At 59.0% G+C, this 21206-nt stretch carries 17 protein-coding genes; 7 read left to right on the plus strand and 10 right to left on the minus strand.

What is annotated here, in order from left to right; genetic code table 11:
• The first annotated feature begins 337 nt into the window (after positions 1 to 337).
• Positions 338 to 1741, plus strand: coding sequence for a multidrug transporter subunit MdtD (gene mdtD / locus QLG07_RS14205; protein ID WP_048914184.1), 1404 nt, complete (start codon positions 338 to 340; stop codon positions 1739 to 1741).
• On the opposite strand, the gene rbsR is transcribed toward mdtD, so the two are convergent.
• The 8 genes from rbsR to budA form a co-directional block, all read right to left on the minus strand.
• On the minus strand, positions 1738 to 2739 hold the full coding sequence (gene rbsR, locus QLG07_RS14210; RefSeq protein ID WP_208864864.1) for a ribose operon transcriptional repressor RbsR: 1002 nt from the start codon (positions 2737 to 2739) through the stop codon (positions 1738 to 1740). The genes mdtD and rbsR overlap by 4 nt on opposite strands.
• A gap of 2 nt (positions 2740 to 2741) precedes the next feature.
• Complete coding sequence (gene rbsK, locus QLG07_RS14215) at positions 2742 to 3671, minus strand: ribokinase (RefSeq protein WP_048914188.1); 930 nt, start codon at positions 3669 to 3671, stop codon at positions 2742 to 2744.
• Between the two features lie 61 nt (positions 3672 to 3732).
• Positions 3733 to 4614, minus strand: a complete 882-nt coding sequence (rbsB, locus tag QLG07_RS14220; RefSeq protein ID WP_224750575.1) for a ribose ABC transporter substrate-binding protein RbsB — start codon at positions 4612 to 4614, stop codon at positions 3733 to 3735.
• A 26-nt stretch (positions 4615 to 4640) separates the two neighbouring features.
• Complete coding sequence (gene rbsC, locus QLG07_RS14225) at positions 4641 to 5609, minus strand: ribose ABC transporter permease (protein ID WP_048914183.1); 969 nt, start codon at positions 5607 to 5609, stop codon at positions 4641 to 4643.
• Entirely contained in the window at positions 5606 to 7117 is a 1512-nt protein-coding gene (gene rbsA, locus QLG07_RS14230; protein ID WP_282469474.1) for a ribose ABC transporter ATP-binding protein RbsA, read from the minus strand. Before rbsA ends, rbsC begins: the two co-directional genes overlap by 4 nt.
• Before the next feature lie 7 nt (positions 7118 to 7124).
• The gene (gene rbsD, locus QLG07_RS14235; RefSeq protein WP_099754524.1) at positions 7125 to 7544 is read right to left on the minus strand and encodes a D-ribose pyranase; all 420 of its coding nucleotides are present in this window, start codon (positions 7542 to 7544) and stop codon (positions 7125 to 7127) included.
• Between the two features lie 184 nt (positions 7545 to 7728).
• Positions 7729 to 9408, minus strand: a complete 1680-nt coding sequence (gene alsS, locus QLG07_RS14240) for an acetolactate synthase AlsS (RefSeq protein WP_048914180.1) — start codon at positions 9406 to 9408, stop codon at positions 7729 to 7731.
• A gap of 14 nt (positions 9409 to 9422) precedes the next feature.
• Positions 9423 to 10205 (minus strand): acetolactate decarboxylase, encoded by a 783-nt coding sequence (gene budA, locus QLG07_RS14245; RefSeq protein ID WP_187497338.1) that lies wholly within the window; start codon positions 10203 to 10205, stop codon positions 9423 to 9425.
• 104 nt (positions 10206 to 10309) lie between these two features.
• On the opposite strand from budA, the gene QLG07_RS14250 reads away from it, so the two are divergent.
• Complete coding sequence (locus QLG07_RS14250) at positions 10310 to 11188, plus strand: LysR family transcriptional regulator (RefSeq protein WP_187497337.1); 879 nt, start codon at positions 10310 to 10312, stop codon at positions 11186 to 11188.
• On the opposite strand, the gene QLG07_RS14255 is transcribed toward QLG07_RS14250, so the two are convergent.
• Complete coding sequence (locus QLG07_RS14255) at positions 11189 to 11587, minus strand: YgiW/YdeI family stress tolerance OB fold protein (RefSeq protein WP_282469550.1); 399 nt, start codon at positions 11585 to 11587, stop codon at positions 11189 to 11191.
• 217 nt (positions 11588 to 11804) lie between these two features.
• On the opposite strand from QLG07_RS14255, the gene qseB reads away from it, so the two are divergent.
• Positions 11805 to 12467 (plus strand): quorum sensing response regulator transcription factor QseB, encoded by a 663-nt coding sequence (gene qseB / locus QLG07_RS14260; RefSeq protein ID WP_282469475.1) that lies wholly within the window; start codon positions 11805 to 11807, stop codon positions 12465 to 12467.
• Positions 12467 to 13816 carry a quorum sensing histidine kinase QseC gene (qseC, locus tag QLG07_RS14265; protein WP_048914176.1) on the plus strand — a complete coding sequence of 450 codons (1350 nt, stop codon included), beginning with the start codon at positions 12467 to 12469 and terminating at the stop codon, positions 13814 to 13816. The genes qseB and qseC overlap by 1 nt, the downstream gene beginning before the upstream one ends.
• Before the next feature lie 61 nt (positions 13817 to 13877).
• On the opposite strand, the gene kup is transcribed toward qseC, so the two are convergent.
• On the minus strand, positions 13878 to 15746 hold the full coding sequence (gene kup, locus QLG07_RS14270) for a low affinity potassium transporter Kup (RefSeq protein WP_048914175.1): 1869 nt from the start codon (positions 15744 to 15746) through the stop codon (positions 13878 to 13880).
• A 270-nt stretch (positions 15747 to 16016) separates the two neighbouring features.
• Between kup and ravA the strand changes: the two genes are divergently transcribed.
• The 3 genes from ravA (at position 16017) to ovoA (ending at position 21201) form a co-directional block, all read left to right on the plus strand.
• Positions 16017 to 17510: an ATPase RavA gene (ravA, locus tag QLG07_RS14275; RefSeq protein ID WP_099754530.1), complete on the plus strand. Its 1494-nt coding sequence runs from the start codon at positions 16017 to 16019 to the stop codon at positions 17508 to 17510.
• Positions 17507 to 18967 (plus strand): ATPase RavA stimulator ViaA, encoded by a 1461-nt coding sequence (viaA, locus tag QLG07_RS14280; RefSeq protein WP_282469476.1) that lies wholly within the window; start codon positions 17507 to 17509, stop codon positions 18965 to 18967. The genes ravA and viaA overlap by 4 nt, the downstream gene beginning before the upstream one ends.
• Before the next feature lie 95 nt (positions 18968 to 19062).
• Positions 19063 to 21201, plus strand: a complete 2139-nt coding sequence (gene ovoA, locus QLG07_RS14285) for a 5-histidylcysteine sulfoxide synthase (RefSeq protein ID WP_282469477.1) — start codon at positions 19063 to 19065, stop codon at positions 21199 to 21201.
• Positions 21202 to 21206 lie beyond the last annotated feature (5 nt).

Genomic DNA, 21206 nt, shown 5'->3' on the forward strand with positions numbered 1-21206 from the left:
CGCTTTCCTCCTTCGGAGTCAACTTCTTTTTGAGAAGTTTTTCCGGCGGTTCAGAACTTCCTGAACCTCTTAACACGCTGGCCGGTAAGCCGTTGTTCCGTGTCAGTGGAGGCGCAGTATAGGGATTTTCTGGCAGGTGACAAGTGTTTATTGCAAAAAAATGACCGAGCGTAGAATTTTTCATCAAGAGGGTTAAAAACAGACGTTTTCGGGGCAATTAATCAGCGTTTTCTGACGAGGAAAGGCGAAACAACTCCGTTACGGATAAAATGGAGATGCTATTCTTTCTGCATCACAGGGATTTCCTCCCCGCTCAAGTCAAAAGAAAGGACCACCAATGATAAAATCCGCGCGCAGTATGGCCGGACTCCCGTGGATTGCCGCCATGGCTTTCTTTATGCAGGCGCTGGATGCCACCATTCTTAACACCGCCCTGCCCGCTATCGCCCACAGCCTTGAACGCTCCCCACTGGCAATGCAGTCTGCCGTTATCAGCTATACCTTAACCGTTGCCATGCTCATCCCGGTTAGCGGCTGGCTGGCTGACCGTTTTGGCACGCGCAAGGTTTTCATCAGCGCGGTATTCCTGTTCTCGCTGGGTTCACTGGCGTGCGCGCTTTCTGGTTCACTGTCAATGCTGGTTGTCTCACGCGTGATACAGGGCATAGGCGGTGCGATGATGATGCCGGTGGCACGCCTTGCGCTGCTGCGTGCCTACCCGCGCAGCGAGCTGCTGCCCGTGCTTAATTTTGTCACCATGCCTGGATTGATTGGTCCGGTGCTTGGCCCACTGCTGGGCGGTGTGCTGGTCACCTGGGCGACCTGGCACTGGATTTTCCTGATCAACATCCCCATCGGCATTCTCGGCATTATCTATGCGCGCAAATACATGCCTGACTTCACCACGCCCAAGCGCCGCTTTGACCTGTTAGGCTTCCTGCTGTTTGGTCTGGGCCTGGTCGGTATTTCCAGCGGTATTGAGCTGTTTGGCGAGCGAGTGGTCTCCAGTCTGATTGCGCTGGGGGTGTTGGTCGCCGGGATCGTGCTGCTTCTTCTCTATATAGTCCACGCGCGCCGCCACCCTTCTCCGCTGCTGCCGCTGCCGATGTTTAAGACGCGCACCTTCTCGGTCGGCATCATTGGCAATATCGCCTCGCGCCTCGGCACCGGCTGCATCCCCTTCCTGATGCCACTGATGTTACAGGTCGGTTTTGGCTACACTGCGCTGCTGGCCGGTTGTATGGTGGCGCCAACGGCACTGGGTTCCATACTGGCGAAGTCGACGGTGACGGGCGTGCTGCGCTGGTTTGGCTACCGTAAAACGCTGGTTGGCATCAGCATCATTATTGGCGTGCTGATTGCGACCTTTGCCCTGCAGCTGCCGGGCTGGAATATGCTGGCGCTGCTCATTCCACTGTTTATTCTCGGCATGGCGATGTCGACGCAGTTCACCGCGATGAACACCATCACGCTGGCTGACTTGACGGATGCCAACGCCAGCAGCGGTAACAGTATGCTGGCGGTGACGCAGCAGCTGGCGATCGGTTTTGGCGTGGCGGTTAGCGCGGCGGTGCTGCGCTTTTATGAAAACTTTGACGGCACCACGCTGCAGCACTTCCACGCCACCTTCCTGACGATGGGTGCGATAACCGTGCTGTCGTCTGCGGTGTTCCTGCTGCTGAAGCCCGGGGATGGCCGCAACCTGATCAGCGACCGCGATAAAAAGAAGAAGAGAGCTTAAATCTCAGCGACCGAAGCCCGCTCCATTAATTCCGGTGTCAGCACCAGCAGCTGCTGGCTGCCACCGGGTGCGGCAAGGCGATGCAGCAGCGTGTCGATCGCCAGCTCGCCCAGCTCATCTTTCGGCTGATGAATGGTGCTGAGCGGCGGCGTCATATAGCGCGCCAGTTCAATATCATCGTAACCCATCACCGCCATATCCCCGGGAATGCTCATCCCCGCCTGATAAAGCGCATGATAAACCCCGACCGCCATTGCATCGTTACAGGTAAACACCGCCTGCGGCAGCGGGTTAAGGCTGAGCAAGGTGTTCATGGCGTTAAACCCGCCCTGAAACTCAAAGTCACTGCTAACGATATAGCCTTCCGGCACCGGCAGCCCGGCGCTGGCCATTGCCTGCCGATAGCCTTCAAGGCGCAGTCGAGCCGGGGTTTTATCCTGCGGGCCTGCGATACAGGCAATGCGCGTGTAGCCGCGGGCGATCAGATGCCGCGTGGCCATCTCCCCACCCAGCAGCGAGTTATCCTGAATGATATCGCTGCTGCCTTCAAACGGTGCCCAGTCCATCATGACGGAGGGAATAGAAGGATAGCGATTGAGCAGCTCGGCGGAAGGGAGGTGGCTTTCGGTACACATGATCAGCAGGCCATCAACGCGCTTTTGCAGCAGGGTTTCCAGGCTGCGGTTCATGCGATCCTCATCCCCTTCGGTATTACACAGCACCAGGCTGTAGCCGCGTTCGTAACAGCTGCGTTCTACGCCGCGCACCACCTCTGAATAAAAGGGGTTGCTGCTGGCGGTCAGCAGCATGCCGATGGTGCGCGTCTGGTTGAGCTTGAGGCTGCGCGCCAGGGCGGAAGGGGCGTAGTTCAGCTGGTTAACCGCTGAGGTCACCTTTTCACGCACCGCTTCACTGACGAAGCGGTTGTTATTGATAACGTGTGACACGGTAGAGGTTGAGACACCCGCCAGGCGGGCGACATCTTTCATGGTCGCCACGTTTACCCCTGCTGTTGCAAGAAGCTGTCGATCTCTTCACGCCAGGGTACGGAAGGCTGCGCGCCGCGTCGCGTTACGGCAATCGCGGCGGCCGCATGGGCGAATCGCACTGCTTCCGCCATCGGGCGCTGTTCCAGCAGCGCGGCGATCAGCGCACCGTTAAAGGTATCGCCCGCCGCGATGGTATCTACCGCCTCCACACGGAAACCGGCCACGCGCTGGCCGCTGCCCTGCTCGCTCAGCCACACGCCGCGGCTGCCCAGGGTGATCAGCACGCTGGCAATACCTTTGTCGTGCAGTACAGCTGCCGCTTGCGCCGCGTCTTCATCGCTGTTGACCGCCACGCCGGTAAGGATCTGCGCTTCGGTTTCATTCGGGGTGATCATATCCACCAGCGACAGCAGCTCGTCGGAAAGCTCGGTAGCCGGTGCCGGGTTAAGGATCACCTTGGTCTGGTTTTGATGCGCAATTCGCGCGGCGGCCAGCACGCTCTCCAGCGGAGATTCAAGCTGCATCAGCAGCGCGTCCGCCCCGGCAATCACCTGCCGGTGTTTCTCCACCCGCTCAGGCGTCACGGCGGCATTCGCCCCGGCGTGGATGCCGATGGTGTTTTCACCTTCGCCGTTGACAAAGATCAGCGCCACGCCGGTCGACTCACCCGCCACCGCTTCCACCGGCGCGATATCGATACGGTCGGTGGCCAGCTGCTGGCGAATACGTTCGCCGATGTCGTCGTCACCCACGCAGGCAATAAAGGCAATATCCGCGCCGCTGCGTCCGGCGGCAACGGCCTGGTTTGCACCCTTCCCACCAAATGCGACCTGATACTGCTTCCCGATCACCGTTTCGCCAGGGCGCGGAAAGTGCGCCAGGTTAAGGATGTGATCTGCATTAATGCTGCCAAGGACAGCCAGTTTACCGGTTTTCATCATAAGGGGTTCGTCCAGATAAGTGCGCCACCCGGAGGTGGCGCGTGCCATGCTTTTCTTTGATTTATTTGGTGACCAGCTTCAGGTCAACCGGGTTGATAGCCTGTACTTTCTGGCCTTTCAACACTTTATCCGCAGTCTGGACGCCAATCACGCCAATCTGCTCCGGCAGCTGAGCCACGGTCGCAGCCAGTTTGCCGCCTTCAACAGCCTTAATCCCGTCTGGGGTGCCGTCGAAGCCCACAACGACCACATCAGATTTACCTGCGGTTTGCAATGCGCGCAGCGCGCCCAGCGCCATTTCATCGTTCTGCGCGAACACTGCCTGCACGTCCGGGTGAGCTGTCAGCAGGTTCTGCATCACGTTCAGGCCCTTAGTACGGTCAAAGTCCGCCGGCTGGCTGGCGAGGATATTGAACTTGTGGGCATCGGCAGCCTGCTTAAAGCCTTCACCACGCTCACGCGCGGCGGACGTTCCGGCAATACCCTGCAGCTCGATGATTTTCGCACCTTCGCCAACTTTCTTCGCCATAAAGTCACCGGCCATTTTGCCACCGAAGCGGTTATCAGAGGCAACGTGGCTAACCACTTCGCCCTGTGACGCCACGCGGTCCAGCGTGATCACCGGGATTTTGGCCTGGTTTGCCATTTTCACTGCGTTACCCACCGCGTCAGAATCGGTCGGGTTAATCAGCAGCAGCTTGGTGCCACGCACGGTCAGGTCCTGCACGTTTGCCAGCTCTTTCGCCGGGTTGTTCTGCGAATCCAGCACCACCAGGTTGTAGCCCAGCTTGTCCGCTTCTTTCTGCGCGCCATCTTTCAACGAGACGAAGAACGGGTTATTCAGGGTTGAGACCACCAGCGCAATGGTATCTTTTGCCAGCGCGTTAGCGCTCAGGGTGGCGCCTAACAGTACGGCGAGTGCAGTCAGTTTTCTCATCTTCATTTTTTATATCCTGTAAGGGTAAAGAGTTATTTACTGCTTTTGTTATCCACCAGAACCGCCAGCAAAATCACCACAGCTTTGACGATCATTTGGTAGTAAGAGGAGACGCCGAGCAGGTTCAGGCCGTTATTCAGGAAGCCTAAAATCAGGGCGCCAATCAGCGTGCCCATAATCCGGCCTTTACCGCCTGCCAGGCTGGTACCGCCCAGCACCACGGCCGCAATGGCATCCAGCTCGTAACCGGTGCCCGCCGTGGGCTGTGCCGAGGAGAGGCGCGCCACTTCGATGGTGCCCGCCAGCGCCGCCAGCATGCCGCACAGCGCATAGACGATAATTTTGACGCGGTTAACGCTGATACCGGACAGGCGCGTTGCCGCTTCATTGCCGCCCAGTGCATAGATATAGCGGCCCAGCCGGGTGTGATGCAGCATGTACCAGGCCGCAAGGAACACGATAGCCATAATCCAGACCGGCGTCGGGATGCCCAGCGGGCGGCCAATGCCAAACCAGCCAAACAGATCCGCGTTGTCATTAAAGCCGGTATTGATCGGGCTGCCGTTGGTGTAAACCATGGTCACCCCGCGCAGCAGCAGCATCATCACCAGCGTGGCGATAAACGCCTGCACTTTGCCCCTGGCCACAATGGTGCCGGTGATCGCGCCAATAAAGGCACCGAGCGCCAGCGAAGCCGCCACCGCCACCAGCGCATTGACCTCCAGCCCGACAATCGAAGCCGCCACCGCCCCGGTCAGCGCCAGCAGCGAACCCACGGAAAGGTCGATGCCGGAGGTGAGGATCACCAGCGTCATCCCGACCGCCATAATGGCGTTTACCGAGGTCTGTTGCAGAATGTTGAACAGGTTTGCCACGGTGAAAAAGTTCGGGCTCATGCTGGAAACGATGGCAATCAGCACCACCAGCGCAATCAGCGATTTCTGCTCAAGCAGGAATGCCTTAACGTTCAGGCGGCGTGAAGGGATTGTTTGCGTACTCATAGTGTTGCCAGCTCCGCGCTGTGTTGTTTGCCTACCGCCGCCGCCATCAAAATTTCCTGCGAGGCTTGTTCAATCGGGAAGTCACCGCTCAGACGCCCTTCGTGCATCACCAGCACGCGGTCGCTCATGCCCAGTACTTCCGGCATTTCAGAAGAGACGAGAATGATGCTCAGCCCCTCCTGCTTAAACTGGTTGATCAGCTGATAGATCTCTTTTTTCGCCCCAACGTCGACGCCGCGCGTTGGCTCATCGAGGATCAGCACTTTAGGCCGGGTCATCAGCCCGCGGGCAATCGCCACTTTTTGCTGATTGCCGCCGGACAGCAGGCCGATAGGCTGGTTCATCGACGGAGTTTTGACATTGAACAGTTTGATAAAGTCGCCGACCGCCATCTCTTCTTCGGCATGCTTCAGGCGGCCTCCGCCATAGCTGAAGTATTTAAGCGCGGTGAGCGACATGTTCTCTTTCACCGACATGCCCAGCACCAGGCCATCACGCTTGCGGTCTTCAGAGATATAGACGATGCCGTTGGCCAGCCCCTCTTCCGGCGAGCGCGATACCACGGTTTTGCCATCCAGCGTCACGGTGCCACCGCTGCGCGCCAGCGCGCCGTACAACACTTTCATCAGCTCGGTACGACCTGCGCCCATCAGCCCGGCCACGCCGAGGATTTCACCCTTGCGCAGCGTGAAGCTGACATCCTCCACGCCGGAACCGCTGAGATGCTCGACCGTCAGGCGCACCGCGCCCGGCGCTTTATCCAGGCGTGGATACTGCTCTTCCAGCTTGCGGCCAACCATCATTTCAATCAGCGACTCTTCGGTCAGCGTCGCCACTTCGCGCTCGGCAATAAACTGCCCGTCGCGGAAAATGGTGACGTCATCGCAGATCTCGAAAATCTCTTTCATGCGGTGGGAGATATACACGATGCCGCAACCCTGGGCTTTCAGCTCGTTAATCACCCGGAACAGCGAGACGGTTTCGGTATCGGTCAGCGCATCGGTGGGTTCATCCATCACGATCACTTTCGACTCGAAGCTCAGCACTTTGGCGATCTCCACCATCTGCTGATCGCCAATCGACAGGTCGCCCACCAGCTTATGGCTGCTGAAGCGCAGATTGAGACGCTTTAACAGCGCATCCGCCTCGGTGTGCATCTTTTTCCACTGGATGCGGCCGAAGCGATTAACGAATTCGCGGCCAAGAAAGATGTTCTCGGCGATGCTCAACTGTGGGATCAGGTTCAGCTCCTGGTGGATAATGCCGATCCCCGCTTCCTGCGACTCTTTCGGCCCGCTGAAGGTGGTCTCTTTGCCCAGCCAGGTAAAGGTTCCGGCATCACGGGCATAAATCCCGGTCAGCACTTTCATCATGGTGGACTTGCCCGCGCCGTTTTCGCCGACCAGCGCCATCACGCGGCCCGGATAGACCGACAGCGCCGCCCCCGACAGCGCTTTCACGCCGGGGAAGGATTTATCAATGCCTTTCAGTTGCAGTAAAGGTTGCATAACAGCCTCAGAAGGTCACGCCAGCGCCGAGGATGACATTCGCATACGGGGAACACTCCCCGCTGCGAATCACCGCCTGGCTGCACTGGGTTTGTTGTTTGAACTGTTCGTGACTGACATAACGGATACTGATGGTGTTTCCCTGGAGTTGTTGCAAGGATTCGAGCAGGGCGACCAGTTCGCTATGGAGCTGCGGATTATGCTGCTTAATCTCCTCCGCGATGATGGCACTCTCGACCTGCATCTCACGCGTGACCACATCGACCACCTGCAAAAAGCCAGGGGTGCCGTGGGTTAACGCCAGGTCAATGCGCTGCGGCCCTTGCGGGATTGGCAGGCCGGCATCACCAATGACGATGCTGTCGGTATGACCCAGACGGGAGATCACGGATGAGATATCAGAATTCAGTAAGGTGCCTTTTTTCATTTTCCACTCCAGAGCGAAACGTTTCGCTGACTGGCAGTTTATGAGAAGGCGAAGGGAAAACAATCATCAGATGCTGGAAATGTGATCGCCATCGAAACGTTTCGCTGACGCCGTGAAAGGATTTGGTTTAAGGCAAAAAATGGCCCTTTATGTCTGCGATAAAGGGCCACGCGCTGCCGGAGAACTACAGGATCTGACTGAGGTGCAGCTGGCCCATCAGCAGAGGGTTATCGGCATAATCCACCGGAATGGCGACCACCGCCGGGCCATTAACATCCATGGCCTTGCGCAGCGTCGGCTCCAGCATCGCTGCGCTCTCCACCGCGAATCCGGCGGCGCCAAACGACTCAGCATAGGCTTTAAAATCAATCGGACCGAATTTCACCCCTGAAACGCGCTGGTATTTCTTCTCTTCCTGCATCGCGACCATATTGTACTCCTGGTCGACCCAGATAATATGCAGCAGGTTGGCGCCCAGCCGCACGGCGGTTTCCAGCTCCATGCTTGACTGCAGGAAGCCACCGTCGCCGGAAACGGACACCACTTTGCGGCTCGGGTCCACCAGCCAGGCACCGATCGCCCACGGTAGCGCCACGCCCATCGTTTGCTGACCGTTGGAGATCATGATCTGGCGGGCGCGGAAGCTGTAAAGATAGCGGGCAATCCAGATATGGAAACTGCCCATATCCACCGTCAGGGTGACGTCGCTATTAATGATGTCCTGCATGGCGCGCACGATGCGCAGCGGGTGCAGGGCAAACTGATCCAGCTGATGGCCGCGCAGCGACAGCAGTTCGCGCTGCTGCTGGCGATCTTGCAGGATCGCCGCCGCCTGCGGGCTGAGGGTGAGCGGGTGGCTAATCTGCGCCGTCAGCTTGTTCAGCGTGGCGGCAATATCCCCCACCAGCTCGGCGTCCGGCAGATAGCAGCTGTCGCTGTCGGCTGGCAGCACATCAATATGCACCAGCGTCGCCGTGCCGCTGTTCCACATCGCCGGTTCGTACTCAACCGGGCTGTAGCCAATGGTAATAATCAGATCCGCCTCTTTCAGCAGGCGATCTCCGGCCTGATTGTTAAACAGCCCGACGCGGCCGGCAAAGCGTGAGAAGTGATCCTGATGCACCGCGCCCGCGGCCTGATATGTGCTGGTGACCGGAATATGGCTGCGCGTCAGCAGATGATGCAGCGCTGCACTGTTCTCCGGCTGGCTGGCCATCAGGCCAAGCAGCAGCACCGGATTTTTCGCCTGAGCAATCTGGCGCGCCACGGCAGCGATAGCCGCATCCGGCGCCGGGCCCATTAACAGCTGGCCGTTTGCCGTCAGCAAATTGGCCCGCACCGGTTCGTTGACGATATCCTGCGGCAGGCTGACAAATGCCCCGCCGGGCCGCCCCTGTTCCGCGCTGCGAAAGGCGTTTGACAGCACTTCGGCAATCGCATTACCGGAGCTCACCTCAACGGCAAATTTACTCACCGGACGGAACATCGCTACGGTATCCATGCTCTGATGCACCTGCTTGGCGCTGTCGGCGCGTTTTACTGCGCCACCTAACGCCACCAGCGGGTCGCCTTCACTGGTGGCCGTGGCCATGCCGGTGATCAGGTTCGAGCACCCGGGGCCAGAGGTCACCAGCGCCACGCCCGCTTTGCCGGTCAGCCTGCCGACCGCCGCCGCCATAAACGCCGCATTGGCTTCGTGGCGGACTGGAATGGTCTGAATGGTGGTATCCAGCAGCGAATCAAACACCTTATCAATTTTCGCGCCTGGGATGCCAAACACCTGCTTCACACCCTGCGCCTCCAGCTGCGCCACCACTAAATCGGCGCCGTGCGCCCACTGCTGAACCTCGGTTACATTTTTCATCTATTGGCCTCTTATCAGCTTTCGACTGCGCGAATGGCAGAATCCAGATTTTCCGGGTTGAGATTGGCGTGCAGAAAGTCACTGTCGCCAGGCAGGTCGATCACCAGCTTGCTGATCTCACCAAAGCTCAGCGTGCCGTGCTCCAGCTGGTAGTCGAGCAGATGGCCGCCGCCCTGGCGATCGTCGGTAATAAAGTGTTCGTGATATCCCGCTACGTTAATACCCTGCATATATTGCGGGGTACGAAAACCGATCAACACGCCGCTTCGCTGATGAAAATGGAAGGTAGGCTGCTTGCCAAGCACCTCCGGCATCGATTTGTACGGGCGGTGCTGGCAGGGTACGGTGCGGGTTTCCGCCAGGCTGAACTGCCCGTCGATACGCAGCGCGCAGAACTGGTTATCGGATGTGACGTACTGGTCGATGATGTGATGCACTTCGGCACGGGTCGCCGGGCCGCGGAATTGGTGCTGATACTGCGGGCGGAAGAAGGTCATCACCGCAAACGGCGATTGCTGCTGCGGGCTGGCGGTGCGGGCGCTGCCGTCCGAACGCAGCTGATACACCTCGCTGTTAAAAGCGATCAGTTCACCATCCAGCTGGTTAAAGGTTCCAAGGCCAAAATCGCCCTTCTTGAGCAGATCGGCCACGGTGGTGGTGCCGTCGTAGACGCCGCTTAGCAGTGCGCTCATCAGTGAGGTCTGATAGATAACACTTTCTGGCCTTTCCTTCTGCAGCTCCCTCACGGTGCTGGTGAGCTGTTCTTCACATGAACAACCAGTTACAGAATCTGTCATAGCCGTCTTCCCGATTAAACTGTTAAGAAGTATTGAATCAATGTTGACTCGATTCAGTCGGCGGCTCCAATATAAAGCTCCCCCCTCTTTGAGACGTTTTCGATATGGAACTCCGGTATCTTCGCTATTTCGTGGCCGTTGCCGAAACCCGGCACTTCACTAAAGCGGCAGAGCTGCTGAACATCTCGCAGCCGCCGCTCAGCCAGCAGATCAAAAAGCTGGAAGAGGAGATCGGCACGCCTTTATTGAAACGGCTAACGCGTGGCGTGGAGCTGACCGATGCCGGGGAAGCGTTTTATCAGGATGCCCGTCAGATCCTTGAACTGTCGGCCAACGCGCTGGAGAAAGCGAAAGGCATCGCGCGCGGCATCAGCGGCCAGCTGTCGATTGGCTTTGCCAGCTCCACCGCCTTTCATCCGCAGATATTCCGCCTGCTGCGCCGCTTTCAGGACAGTTTTCCAGCCATCACGCTGCTGCCGCGCGAAGAAAATATGGCCACGCTGATGCATGAGTTACAGGAAGGGCTGCTGGATGCGGCGTTCGTGCGCCTGCCCTGTGAGAGCAGCAAAGCCTTTAATCTGAAGATGATTGCCAGTGAGAAGATGGCGCTGGTACTGCCGCAGGGGCATCGGCTGGCGGACACGCCGCGCCTGTCGCTGGCGGCGCTACGCGAGGAGCCGCTGGTGCTGTTCCCGCGTGAAGTGGCACCGAGCCTGTATGAAGTGATTATCAGTGCCTGCCTGCGCGCCGGGTTTCAGCCGGATAGCGTGCAGCAGTCGCCGCAGATTTCATCGGCGATTAACATGGTAGCCGCCGGGTTTGGCATCACCATCATTCCTGACTCCCTGCGCAGTATCCAGCTGCCCGGCGTCAGCTTCCATCAGATTGAGGATGCTGCGCTGAGCAGTGATATTGCGCTCGCCTGGCGGCGCTGGGATCGCTCTCCGGCCGTCCATCATCTGGCGGAGAGCCTGAGCGGATGATCAGTTAGCGATTTTACGCACCTGCTTCACGTCCAGCTCCATGGAGTTGAAGTCTTTATCCAGTTTGCCCTGCAGCTCAACCTTATCGTTCGGACCGACGGTTTGCCCTTCCCAGCGCTTGTGGTCGATCTCCACCGTCATGGTGCCGGTGGCGTCACGGAACTGGTAGTCTTCATCACCGATGCGCTTTTCAATATTGCCGCGCATCGTGACCCAGGCATCATCCTTCATATCCTGCGCCTGCTTGACGGTAGCAACCGTGCCGTTCGGGCCGCTAAAACCGCCTTTCTGTACCTGCGCGGTGGGTGCATTCGGGTCAACAAATCCGCCAGTCTGTGCAGCCAGTACCGGAGTCGAAATCAGGGCGCTAATCGCCAGTAATGCAGCTGTCTTCTTCATCATTTTCGCTTTTCCTTATGAAAGTGAGCAGTCAACACTGCCCGGTCATCTCTGTTCGGTAAGTATTACAGCAAAAAGTTCTTAACGAGATCTTAAGGAGATCAGCGAAACGACTTTATTGTTTTAAATTGACGAAAAGTCGCGAAATTCGCCGATCTCAGCTGTACAACACCTATCCTCTTTCCGTATAAATCGCTAAAACTGCGAGGAAACAGTGATGAGAATTTTACTAATTGAAGATGACCGTCTGATTGGCGACGGCATCAAGGCCGGGCTGGGCAAGCTGGGTTTCAGCGTGGACTGGTTTAGTCAAGGCAGTGAAGGCCTGCACGCATTAGCAGCGGCACCCTATGATGCGGTGGTGCTGGATCTCAGCCTGCCGGAGATCGACGGGCTGGAGATCCTGCGCCAGTGGCGGCGGCAGGGACGCGATGAGCCGGTGCTGATCCTCACGGCCCGCGATGCGCTGGAGCAGCGCGTCAGCGGGCTACAGCAGGGCGCGGATGACTATCTGTGCAAACCCTTCGCCCTGACGGAAGTCGCCGCGCGCTTGCAGGCGCTGATCCGCCGCCGCCACGGCCAGCTGCAGCCAACCCTGCAACATGCGGGTGTGGTGATGGAGCCGGGTTCGCACACCGTGACCCTCAACGGCGAGCCGCTGGTGCTGAAAGCGCGCGAACTGGCGCTGCTGGAGCTGTTCCTGCTCAACGCCGGGCGGGTGCTGACGCGCGCACAGCTGGAAGAGAAGCTGTATGGCTGGGACGATGATGTCTCCAGCAATGCCGTTGAGGTGCATATTCACCACCTGCGTAAAAAGCTCGGCAGCGAGTTTATTCGTACCGTGCACGGCGTCGGCTACACCCTGGGGGCGAAGTCGTGATGCAGCGCAGCCTGCGCATGCGCCTGATGCTGGGCTTCCTGCTGCTCAGCCTGCTGTGCTGGGGCGCAGCGGCGCTGGGGTCCTGGTGGCAGACGCGCCACAACATCAATGAGCTGTTTGATACCCAGCAGATGCTGTTCGCTAAGCGCCTGCTGCGCCTCAATCCCGAACAGTTCAGCGCCGATTTAGCCGCCCTGCCCAAAAGCAAAAAACTGCTGCGCCACCATCGCGGCGAACAGGACGATGACGCGCTGGCCTTCGCCGTCTTTACCCGCGACGGCAAAATGGTGCTGAATGATGGCGATAAGGGTAAAGATTTTATCTTCGACTATCAGCGAGATGGCTTTCGCGATGCACGGATGAAGGATGACGACGACCGCTGGCGCATGGTGTGGCTGCGCACTCAGGATGACAAATACGTGGTGGTGGTCGGCCAGGAGTGGGAATACCGCGATGACCTCACGCGTGACCTGGTGCAGACCAACCTGACGCCGTGGCTGGTGGCACTGCCGGTGATGCTGCTGCTGATGCTGTGGCTGGTGACGTGGGAGCTGCGCCCGCTGAAGCATATCGCCCACCAGCTGCGCCAGCGTAAAGCCGATGACACCGCCCCGGTCGAGGTAAAACGCCTGCCGCAGGAGGTGCACCCGCTGCTGAGCGAGCTGAACCAGCTGTTCAGCCGTATCGGGGAGATGCTGCAGCGTGAACGGCGCTTTACCTCCGATGCCGCCCACGAACTGCGCAGCCCGCTGGCGGCGCTGAAGGTGCAGACCGAGGTTGCCCAGCTGGCGCACGACGACAGCGCCATGCGCCACCATGCGCTTACCAGCCTGGATGCGGGTATCGACCGCGCCACCCGGCTGGTGGATCAGCTGCTAACCCTTTCAAGGCTGGACTCCGGCCAGCAGCTGGAAAAACAGCGTCTCGACTGGCAGAGCATCATCCAGCAGGCGGTGGTTGAGCACTATTCCCGCGCCCAGGCTGCCGGCGTGGAGCTGGCGCTTGATGCCCCAACAGAACCGGTTATCCAGCTGGGCAACCCGCTACTGCTGGCGCTGCTGGTGCGCAACCTGCTGGATAACGCCATTCGCTACAGCCCGGCGGGCAGCGACGTGCGCATCACGCTGACTGCGGGACAGCTGCAGGTGCTGGATAACGGGCCGGGCGTCAGCCCTGAAGTATTGACGCGTATCGGTGAACGCTTCTATCGCCCGCCGGGTCAGGAACAGTCCGGCAGCGGATTAGGCTTGTCGATCGTTCATCAAATTGCCCAGCTGCACGGCATGAAGGTCACGATGAGCAATCGTCAGGAAGGCGGGTTTGCGGTGACGGTCAACTTACGTGGATAACACGGGCGAGGCATGCCTCGCCCTTACGCGATCCCGCAGGAGTCGGGCATGCCCGACCCTGTCAAATCTCGACCTGGGTGCCCAGCTCGATCACGCGGTTCGGCGGGATTTCAAACTGGTCCGGCGCACGCAGCGCATTCTTCTGCAGCATCAGGAACAGTTTGCCGCGCAGGCGCAGATACCACGGACGTTTGCCGATGATCAGCGACTCGTGCGACATAAAGAATGACGTCTCCATCATGCGGCAGCTCAACCCTTCCAGGCCGCAGCGGTGGAAGATCTCCTCAACGTTCGGCGTTTCGCGCCAGCCGTAGCTTGCCACCACGCGCCAGAAGGTTGGCGACAGCTGTTCAATGGTCACACGCTTAACGTTGTGCACATAGGGCGCATCTTCAGTACGCAGCGTCAGCAGCACCACGCGTTCGTGCAGCACCTTGTTGTGCTTGAGGTTATGCAGCATGGCAAACGGAATGACGTTGAGCGCACGCGACATATAGACCGCGGTGCCCGGCACGCGTACCGGCGGGGATTTCTCCAGCGAGGCGATCATCGCCTCCAGCGAATTACCGTGCTCGTGCATACGGCGCAGCAGGCGGAAGCGCTCGCTTTTCCAGGTGGTCATCACGATAAACATCACCAGCGCCAGCGTCAGCGGCAGCCAGCCACCGGCAAACACTTTCACCAGGTTGGCAGAGAACAGCGACACGTCGATGCACAGCATGCCAATCAGGATGGCGATCACCAGATAGCGGTTCCAGTGCCAGTTCTTAATTGCCACGGTGCTACACAGGATCGCGGTCAGCACCATGGTGCCGGTTACCGCAATGCCGTAAGCCGCCGCCAGGTTGCTGGAGTGCTCGAAGCCGACGATGACAATGACCACGGCAAAGTAGAGCAGCCAGTTGATCACCGGAATATAGATCTGGCCAAACTCCTGCTCCGAGGTGTGCACAATACGCATTGGTGGCAGATAGCCGAGGCGCACGGCCTGGCGCGTCAAAGAGAAGACGCCCGAGATCACCGCCTGAGAGGCAATCACCGTCGCCAGGGTAGCCAGAATCAGCATCGGGATCAGCGCCCAGTCCGGGGCCAGCAGGAAGAACGGGTTTTTAATCGCCTCCGGGTTTTTCAGCAGCAGCGCGCCCTGGCCGAAATAGTTCAGCACCAGCGACGGCAGCACCACGCTAAACCATGCGAGGCGGATCGGGAATTTGCCAAAGTGGCCCATATCCGCGTACAGCGCTTCCACGCCGGTAATCGCCAGCACCACGGCGCCCAGCGCAAAGAAGGAGACGGTTTTGTACTCAATAAAGAAGTGCACGGCCCAGTACGGGTTCATGGCATGCAGCACGTCAGGATTGGCGATAATCCCGCGCGCGCCCAGCACCGCCAGCACGATAAACCACAGCAGCATCACCGGCGCGAACAGCTTGCCGACGATGCCGGTGCCGTGTTTCTGAATCACAAACAGCAGCGTCAACACGGCAATCGCCATCGGCACGATGTAGCGGTCGAGGGAAGGTGCGGCGATCTCCAGGCCTTCGATCGCCGAAAGGACCGAAACCGCAGGGGTGATCACCACCTCACCATAAAAGAAGCTGCCGCCAATCAGGCCCATAATCACCAGCACGGCGGTGGACCTTGCCCCGGTGTTTCTCCCGGCCAGCGACATCAGCGTCAGGATACCGCCTTCACCGGCGTTATCCGCGCGCATCACGTAGCTGATATATTTCAGCGATACGGTCAGCACCAGCAGCCAGAAAATGAGCGATAAAAAGCCGAAAACGGCATCGCGTTCAACACCAAAACCAAACTGACCGGAGAGACATTCGCGCAGGGTATAGAGTGGGCTGGTACCAATGTCGCCATACACCACACCAATCGCTGCCAGCGTAACGGCACCAAGGGACTGCTTCTTTTCAGAACTCATAGAGATATCTTTTGTTGGAGCCGACCTACGCGGGATTGCGCACAGCTCATCAAACCATCAAAACGCGCACAGTATGCATGATTCATAGTGAATGCCTACCCCTAATTACCCGTTTAACGACAACTCTTAAAGGCAAGACATCGCCTGATGTCACCGTTTGATAATAAAAAAGCTGACTGCTATCAACTCTTTCAAGCATCATAGCCAGTAGTGTTTGCGCTCGCCAGCAACAAGCTGGCCTGTCCGTAGAAAAAGGATGACTGTTTGATTATGGCCCACTCTCAATTACTGGCGGAGCGCATCGCCCGCCTCAGCAATGCTTTAGAGAAAGGACTTTACGAACGCCATCATGCGATTCGCCTTTGCCTGCTCGCTGCCCTGTGCGGCGAAAGCGTGTTTTTACTCGGCCCTCCCGGCATTGCTAAAAGCCTGATTGCCCGCCGATTGAAGTTCGCCTTCCAGCATGCCCGCGCCTTTGAATATCTGATGACGCGCTTCTCCACCCCCGAGGAAGTTTTCGGCCCGCTATCGATTCAGGCGCTGAAGGATGAGGGACGTTATCAGCGCCTGATCAAAGGCTATCTGCCCGATGCCGAGATCGTATTTCTGGATGAGATCTGGAAAGCCGGTCCGGCCATCCTCAATACCCTGCTGACGGCGATCAACGAGCGCCGCTTCCGCAATGGCGACAGCGAAGAAAAAATCCCGATGCGCCTGCTGGTCACCGCCTCCAACGAACTGCCGGAAGCGGACAGCGGGCTGGAAGCGCTATATGACCGTATGCTGATTCGCCTGTGGCTGGATAACGTGCATGAAAAGCAGAACTTCCGCAGCCTGCTGACCCACCAGCAGGACGAGAACCAGAACCCGGTGGCGGAGTCGCTGTGCATCACCGATGAGGAGTATCTGGAGTGGCAGCAGGGTATCAGCAAAGTCAGCCTGCCCGATGATGTTTTCGAGCTGATTTTCCAGCTGCGTCAGCAGTTAGAAAACCAGCCTGAAGCGCCCTATATTTCTGACCGCCGCTGGAAAAAGGCCATTCATCTGCTGCAGGCCAGCGCATTTTACAGCGGGCGTAACGCCATTGCGCCGATTGACCTGATCCTGCTGAAAGACTGCCTGTGGCATGACGTTGGCTCGATGAAGCTGCTGGACCACGAGCTGGATAACCTGATCACTCAGCAGGCCTGGCAGCAGCAGCCGATGCTGTTCAAACTTCAGCAGATCAACGCCCGCCGCCTGGCGTTACAGCAGCAGCAGAGCGTTGAGCAGGCGATCCGGCTGGAGAAGCATGGTGGCATGTTCAGCCGCAAGCCGCACTACGAGCTGCCCGAGTCGCTGGCTAACGATGCTCTGACGCTGATGCTGCAAAAGCCGCTGACGCTGCACGAAATGCAGGTCACCCACATCACCCTTGCGCGCGAAGCGCTGCACCACTGGCTGCAAAAAGGCGGCGACGTGCGCGGCAAGCTGAACGGCATCGGCTTTGCCCAGACGCTCGACCTGCACGTGGACGGCAATGACTGCCTGACGCTGCGCGACGTCAGCCTGCAGGCCACGCGCCTGATGCTGCCGGGCAAACCGCAGCAGGGGCTGCCGGAAGAGATCGTGCTGGCGCTCGACGAGCTGGAGACCCAGCTGCGCGGCCAGCGCACGCTGTTCAGCCAGCACCACCGCTGCCTGTTTATCAGCGATGACTGGCTGGCGCGCGTGGAGGAGAGCCTGCAACAGGTGGCCGATCAGCTGAAACAGGCGCGCCAGTGATCTCGCTTGACACCCTGAGCCTGTTCCTGGCGGTCAATGAAAACGATCTCATTGAAGAGCTGGTGATCACGCTACTCGCCTCCCCGCAGCTTGCCGCCTTTTTTGAAAAATTCCCCAGGCTGAAGAACGCCCTGACGCGCGATCTCCCGCACTGGAAAGCAGAGATCGTGCAGCAGCTGAAAAATACCCCGGTGCCGGAAGATCTGGCGGCGGAGTTTAGCCGCTTCCAGCAGAGCCAGCTGATGAGCCAGCACGACTTCAGCGCACAGCTGCCGGAACTGCTGAGCTGGCTGGCGCAGCAGCACTCACCGTTTGCCGAAAAAGCCCAGGCGCTGGTGGCGAATAATGATGCGCTGCAGCTCAGCAATGCCCAGCAGACGCTGTTTCTGCAGCGCTGGCGGCTGAGCCTGACGCTGCAAACCCTGACGCTGAACCAGCAGCTGCTGGAGCGGGAACGCGACAAGCTGCTGGCGGAGCTGCAGCAACGGCTGGCGATGAGCGGCCAGCTGGCTCCGGTGCTGGCCGGTGACGATGACGCTGCTGCCGGCCGGCTGTGGGACCTGACGCGCAGTTCATTGCAGCGCGGCGACTATCAGCTAATGGTGCAGTACGGGGATTTCCTCGCCAGTCAGCCGGAGCTGCTGAAGCTGGCAGAGCAGCTGGGGCGCAGCCGTGAGGCCAAAGCGGTGCTGTCGGACGATGCGCCGCTGGAAACTTTTCACCAGCTGGTGCGCGAGCCGGAAAGCGTGCCGGAAGAGGTCAGCGGCCTGCACCAGAGCGATGATATTCTGCGCCTGCTGCCGCCGGAGCTGGCCACGCTTGGCATCAGCGAGCTGGAGATGGAGTTTTACCGCCGGCTGGTGGAGAAACGCCTGCTCACCTACCGCCTTCAGGGCGAAAGCTGGCACGATAAGGTATCGCTGCGCCCGGTCAGCCACCAGCAGCATGACGAACAGCCGCGCGGGCCGTTTATCGTCTGCGTGGATACCTCCGGCTCGATGGGCGGCTTTAACGAACGCTGCGCCAAGGCTTTCTGCCTCGCCCTGTTAAAGGTGGCGCTGGCCGATAACCGCCGCTGCTACATTATGCTGTTCGCCCATGAGGTGATCGGCTACGAGCTGACCGCCGCCGACGGCATCAGCCAGGCGATCCGCTTTCTCAGCCAGCGTTTTCGCGGCGGTACCGACCTGGCCGCCTGCCTCGATGCCGTGCTGCAAAAGATGTCCGGCCCGCTGTGGGCCGATGCCGATGCGGTGATCCTCTCTGACTTTATCGCCCAGCGCCTGCCCGACCCCATTGTTAAGCGCGTGCGCGACCACCAGCAGCAGCAGCTGCAACGTTTTCATGCGGTTGCCATGTCCGATCATGGAAAACCCGGCATCATGCGCATCTTTGACCATATCTGGCGCTTCGATACCGGGCTGAAAAGCCGCCTGCTGCGCCGCTGGCAGCGTTAACGCCCCACCCTAAGAAACATTCCGTCTATGCTTATTTGCTATAGTGATATCTACGCTTTAGCCATTTGGCATATCAGGCAAGACGGGAGCATGACGTGACTTCGCAACAACACCAGACAGGATTACCTGCACCGACCCGCACGCTGACCTTAAGCGGCAACGACCCCGAACAGAAACGTCAGCAGCTGCTCAGCTACTTCCGTCAGACGTGGGAGCTGTACGAGAGCCTGTTCGACTGCCTCGCTGACGAGCGCGCTTACTACACCAAAGCCATTTCGCTGCGCCATCCGCTGATCTTCTATTATGGCCACACCGCCACTTTCTATATTAATAAGCTGATGGCGGGCCGTCTGATCGATAGCCGTATCGACGATAAGATCGAAGCGATGCTGGCGATCGGCGTTGATGAAATGAGCTGGGACGATCTGGATAACAGCCACTACAGCTGGCCATCAGTGGCCGAGCTGCGCGACTATCGCGGCAAAGTGCGCGCGCGCGTCGAAAAGTTTATCCGCGAGATGCCGCTAACCCTGCCGATTGGCTGGGAGAGCCCGGCGTGGGTGGTACTGATGGGCATTGAGCACGAACGCATCCACCTGGAAACCTCCAGCGTGCTGATGCGTCAGCTGCCGCTGGCGTGGGTCAAACCTCAGCCGCACTGGCCCGCCTGCCCGGACGCGCGCCACGATCGCCTGTCCGTGCCGCAAAACAGTCTGGTCGACGTCGCCGCCGGGCGCATCACCCAGGGCAAAACCGATGATACCTACGGCTGGGACAATGAGTACGGCTCGCTGACCAGCAGCGTGCAGCCATTCCAGGCCAGCAAAATGCTGGTCAGCAACGCCGAGTTCTTCGCGTTTATTGCCGATGGCGGCTACCAGACCCAAAGCTGGTGGGATGATGAAGGCTGGGGCTGGCGCGAGTTCGCCGAAGCAACCATGCCGACCTTCTGGGTTGGCAGCGCTGACCAGCCGGATGCGCTGAAGCTGCGCCTGCTGGCTGAAGAGATCGCTATGCCGTGGGACTGGCCGGCGGAGGTCAATCAGCTGGAAGCCGCCGCCTTCTGCCGCTGGAAAGCCGATCGAACCGGGCAGTCGGTACAGCTACCGGCAGAGAGCGAGTGGATGCTGCTGCGCGAGCAGGTGCCAGGCGATCAGCCAGACTGGCAGGAAGCGCCGGGCAATATTAACCTCGCTTACTGGGCCTCTTCCTGCCCGGTAGACCAGTTTGCACAGGGCGATTTCTTCGATCTGATCGGCAACGTCTGGCAGTGGACCACCACGCCGATCAACGGCTTCGAAGGCTTCCGCGTGCATCCGCTGTATGACGATTTCTCGACGCCAACCTTTGACGGCAAACACACGATTATTAAAGGCGGAAGCTGGATCTCAACCGGCAATGAAGCACTGAAATCATCACGTTACGCATTTCGCCGCCACTTTTTCCAGCACGCCGGTTTCCGCTACGTCGTCTCTGAGCATCAGGAAACCATGGTGCAGAATCCGTATGAAACCGACAGCATGGTGTCACAGTATCTCGACTTCCAGTACGGCCCGGAATACTTCGGCGTGGCGAACTACGGTAAAGCGCTGGCGGAGATTGCCTGCACCCTTACCGATAAACGCCAGCGCGCGTTGGATATCGGCTGCGCCACCGGGCGCGCCAGCTTTGAACTGGCGCGCCACTTTGAGCAAGTCGTCGGCATGGACTACTCGGCGCGCTTTATCGACGTGGCACTTCAGCTGACCAGCGGCGAAGACTTCCGTTATGTCACCCAGGAAGAGGGTGACCTGGTTGAGTACCGTCAGGTGCGGCTGAAAGACGTTGGTTTGGGCGCAGAGCAGGCGCAGCGCATCCAGTTTGTGCAGGGCGATGCCTGTAACCTCAAGCCGCAGCCGGAAGGTTTTGACCTGGTGCTGGCCTCCAACCTGATTGATCGCCTGCGCCAGCCGCAGCGCTTCCTGCACGATATCACCCGCATGATCCGCTCCGGCGGCGTGCTGATGCTCTCCTCGCCTTATACCTGGCTGGAAGAGTTTACGCCGAAGGAGAACTGGCTGGGCGGTATCCGTGAAAACGGCGAGGCGCTGTCAACCTATCAGGCGCTGCAACGCCTGCTGGCGGCCGATTTTGAAGAGATTGCCCCGGCGCAGGATGTGCCATTTGTTATTCGCGAGACGGCGCGCAAATATCAGCATACCGTGGCGCAGCTCACCCTGTGGCGTAAACGCTAATCCCA

This window comes from Erwinia sp. V90_4, from assembly GCF_029967685.1.
Classification (GTDB): domain Bacteria; phylum Pseudomonadota; class Gammaproteobacteria; order Enterobacterales; family Enterobacteriaceae; genus Erwinia; species Erwinia aphidicola.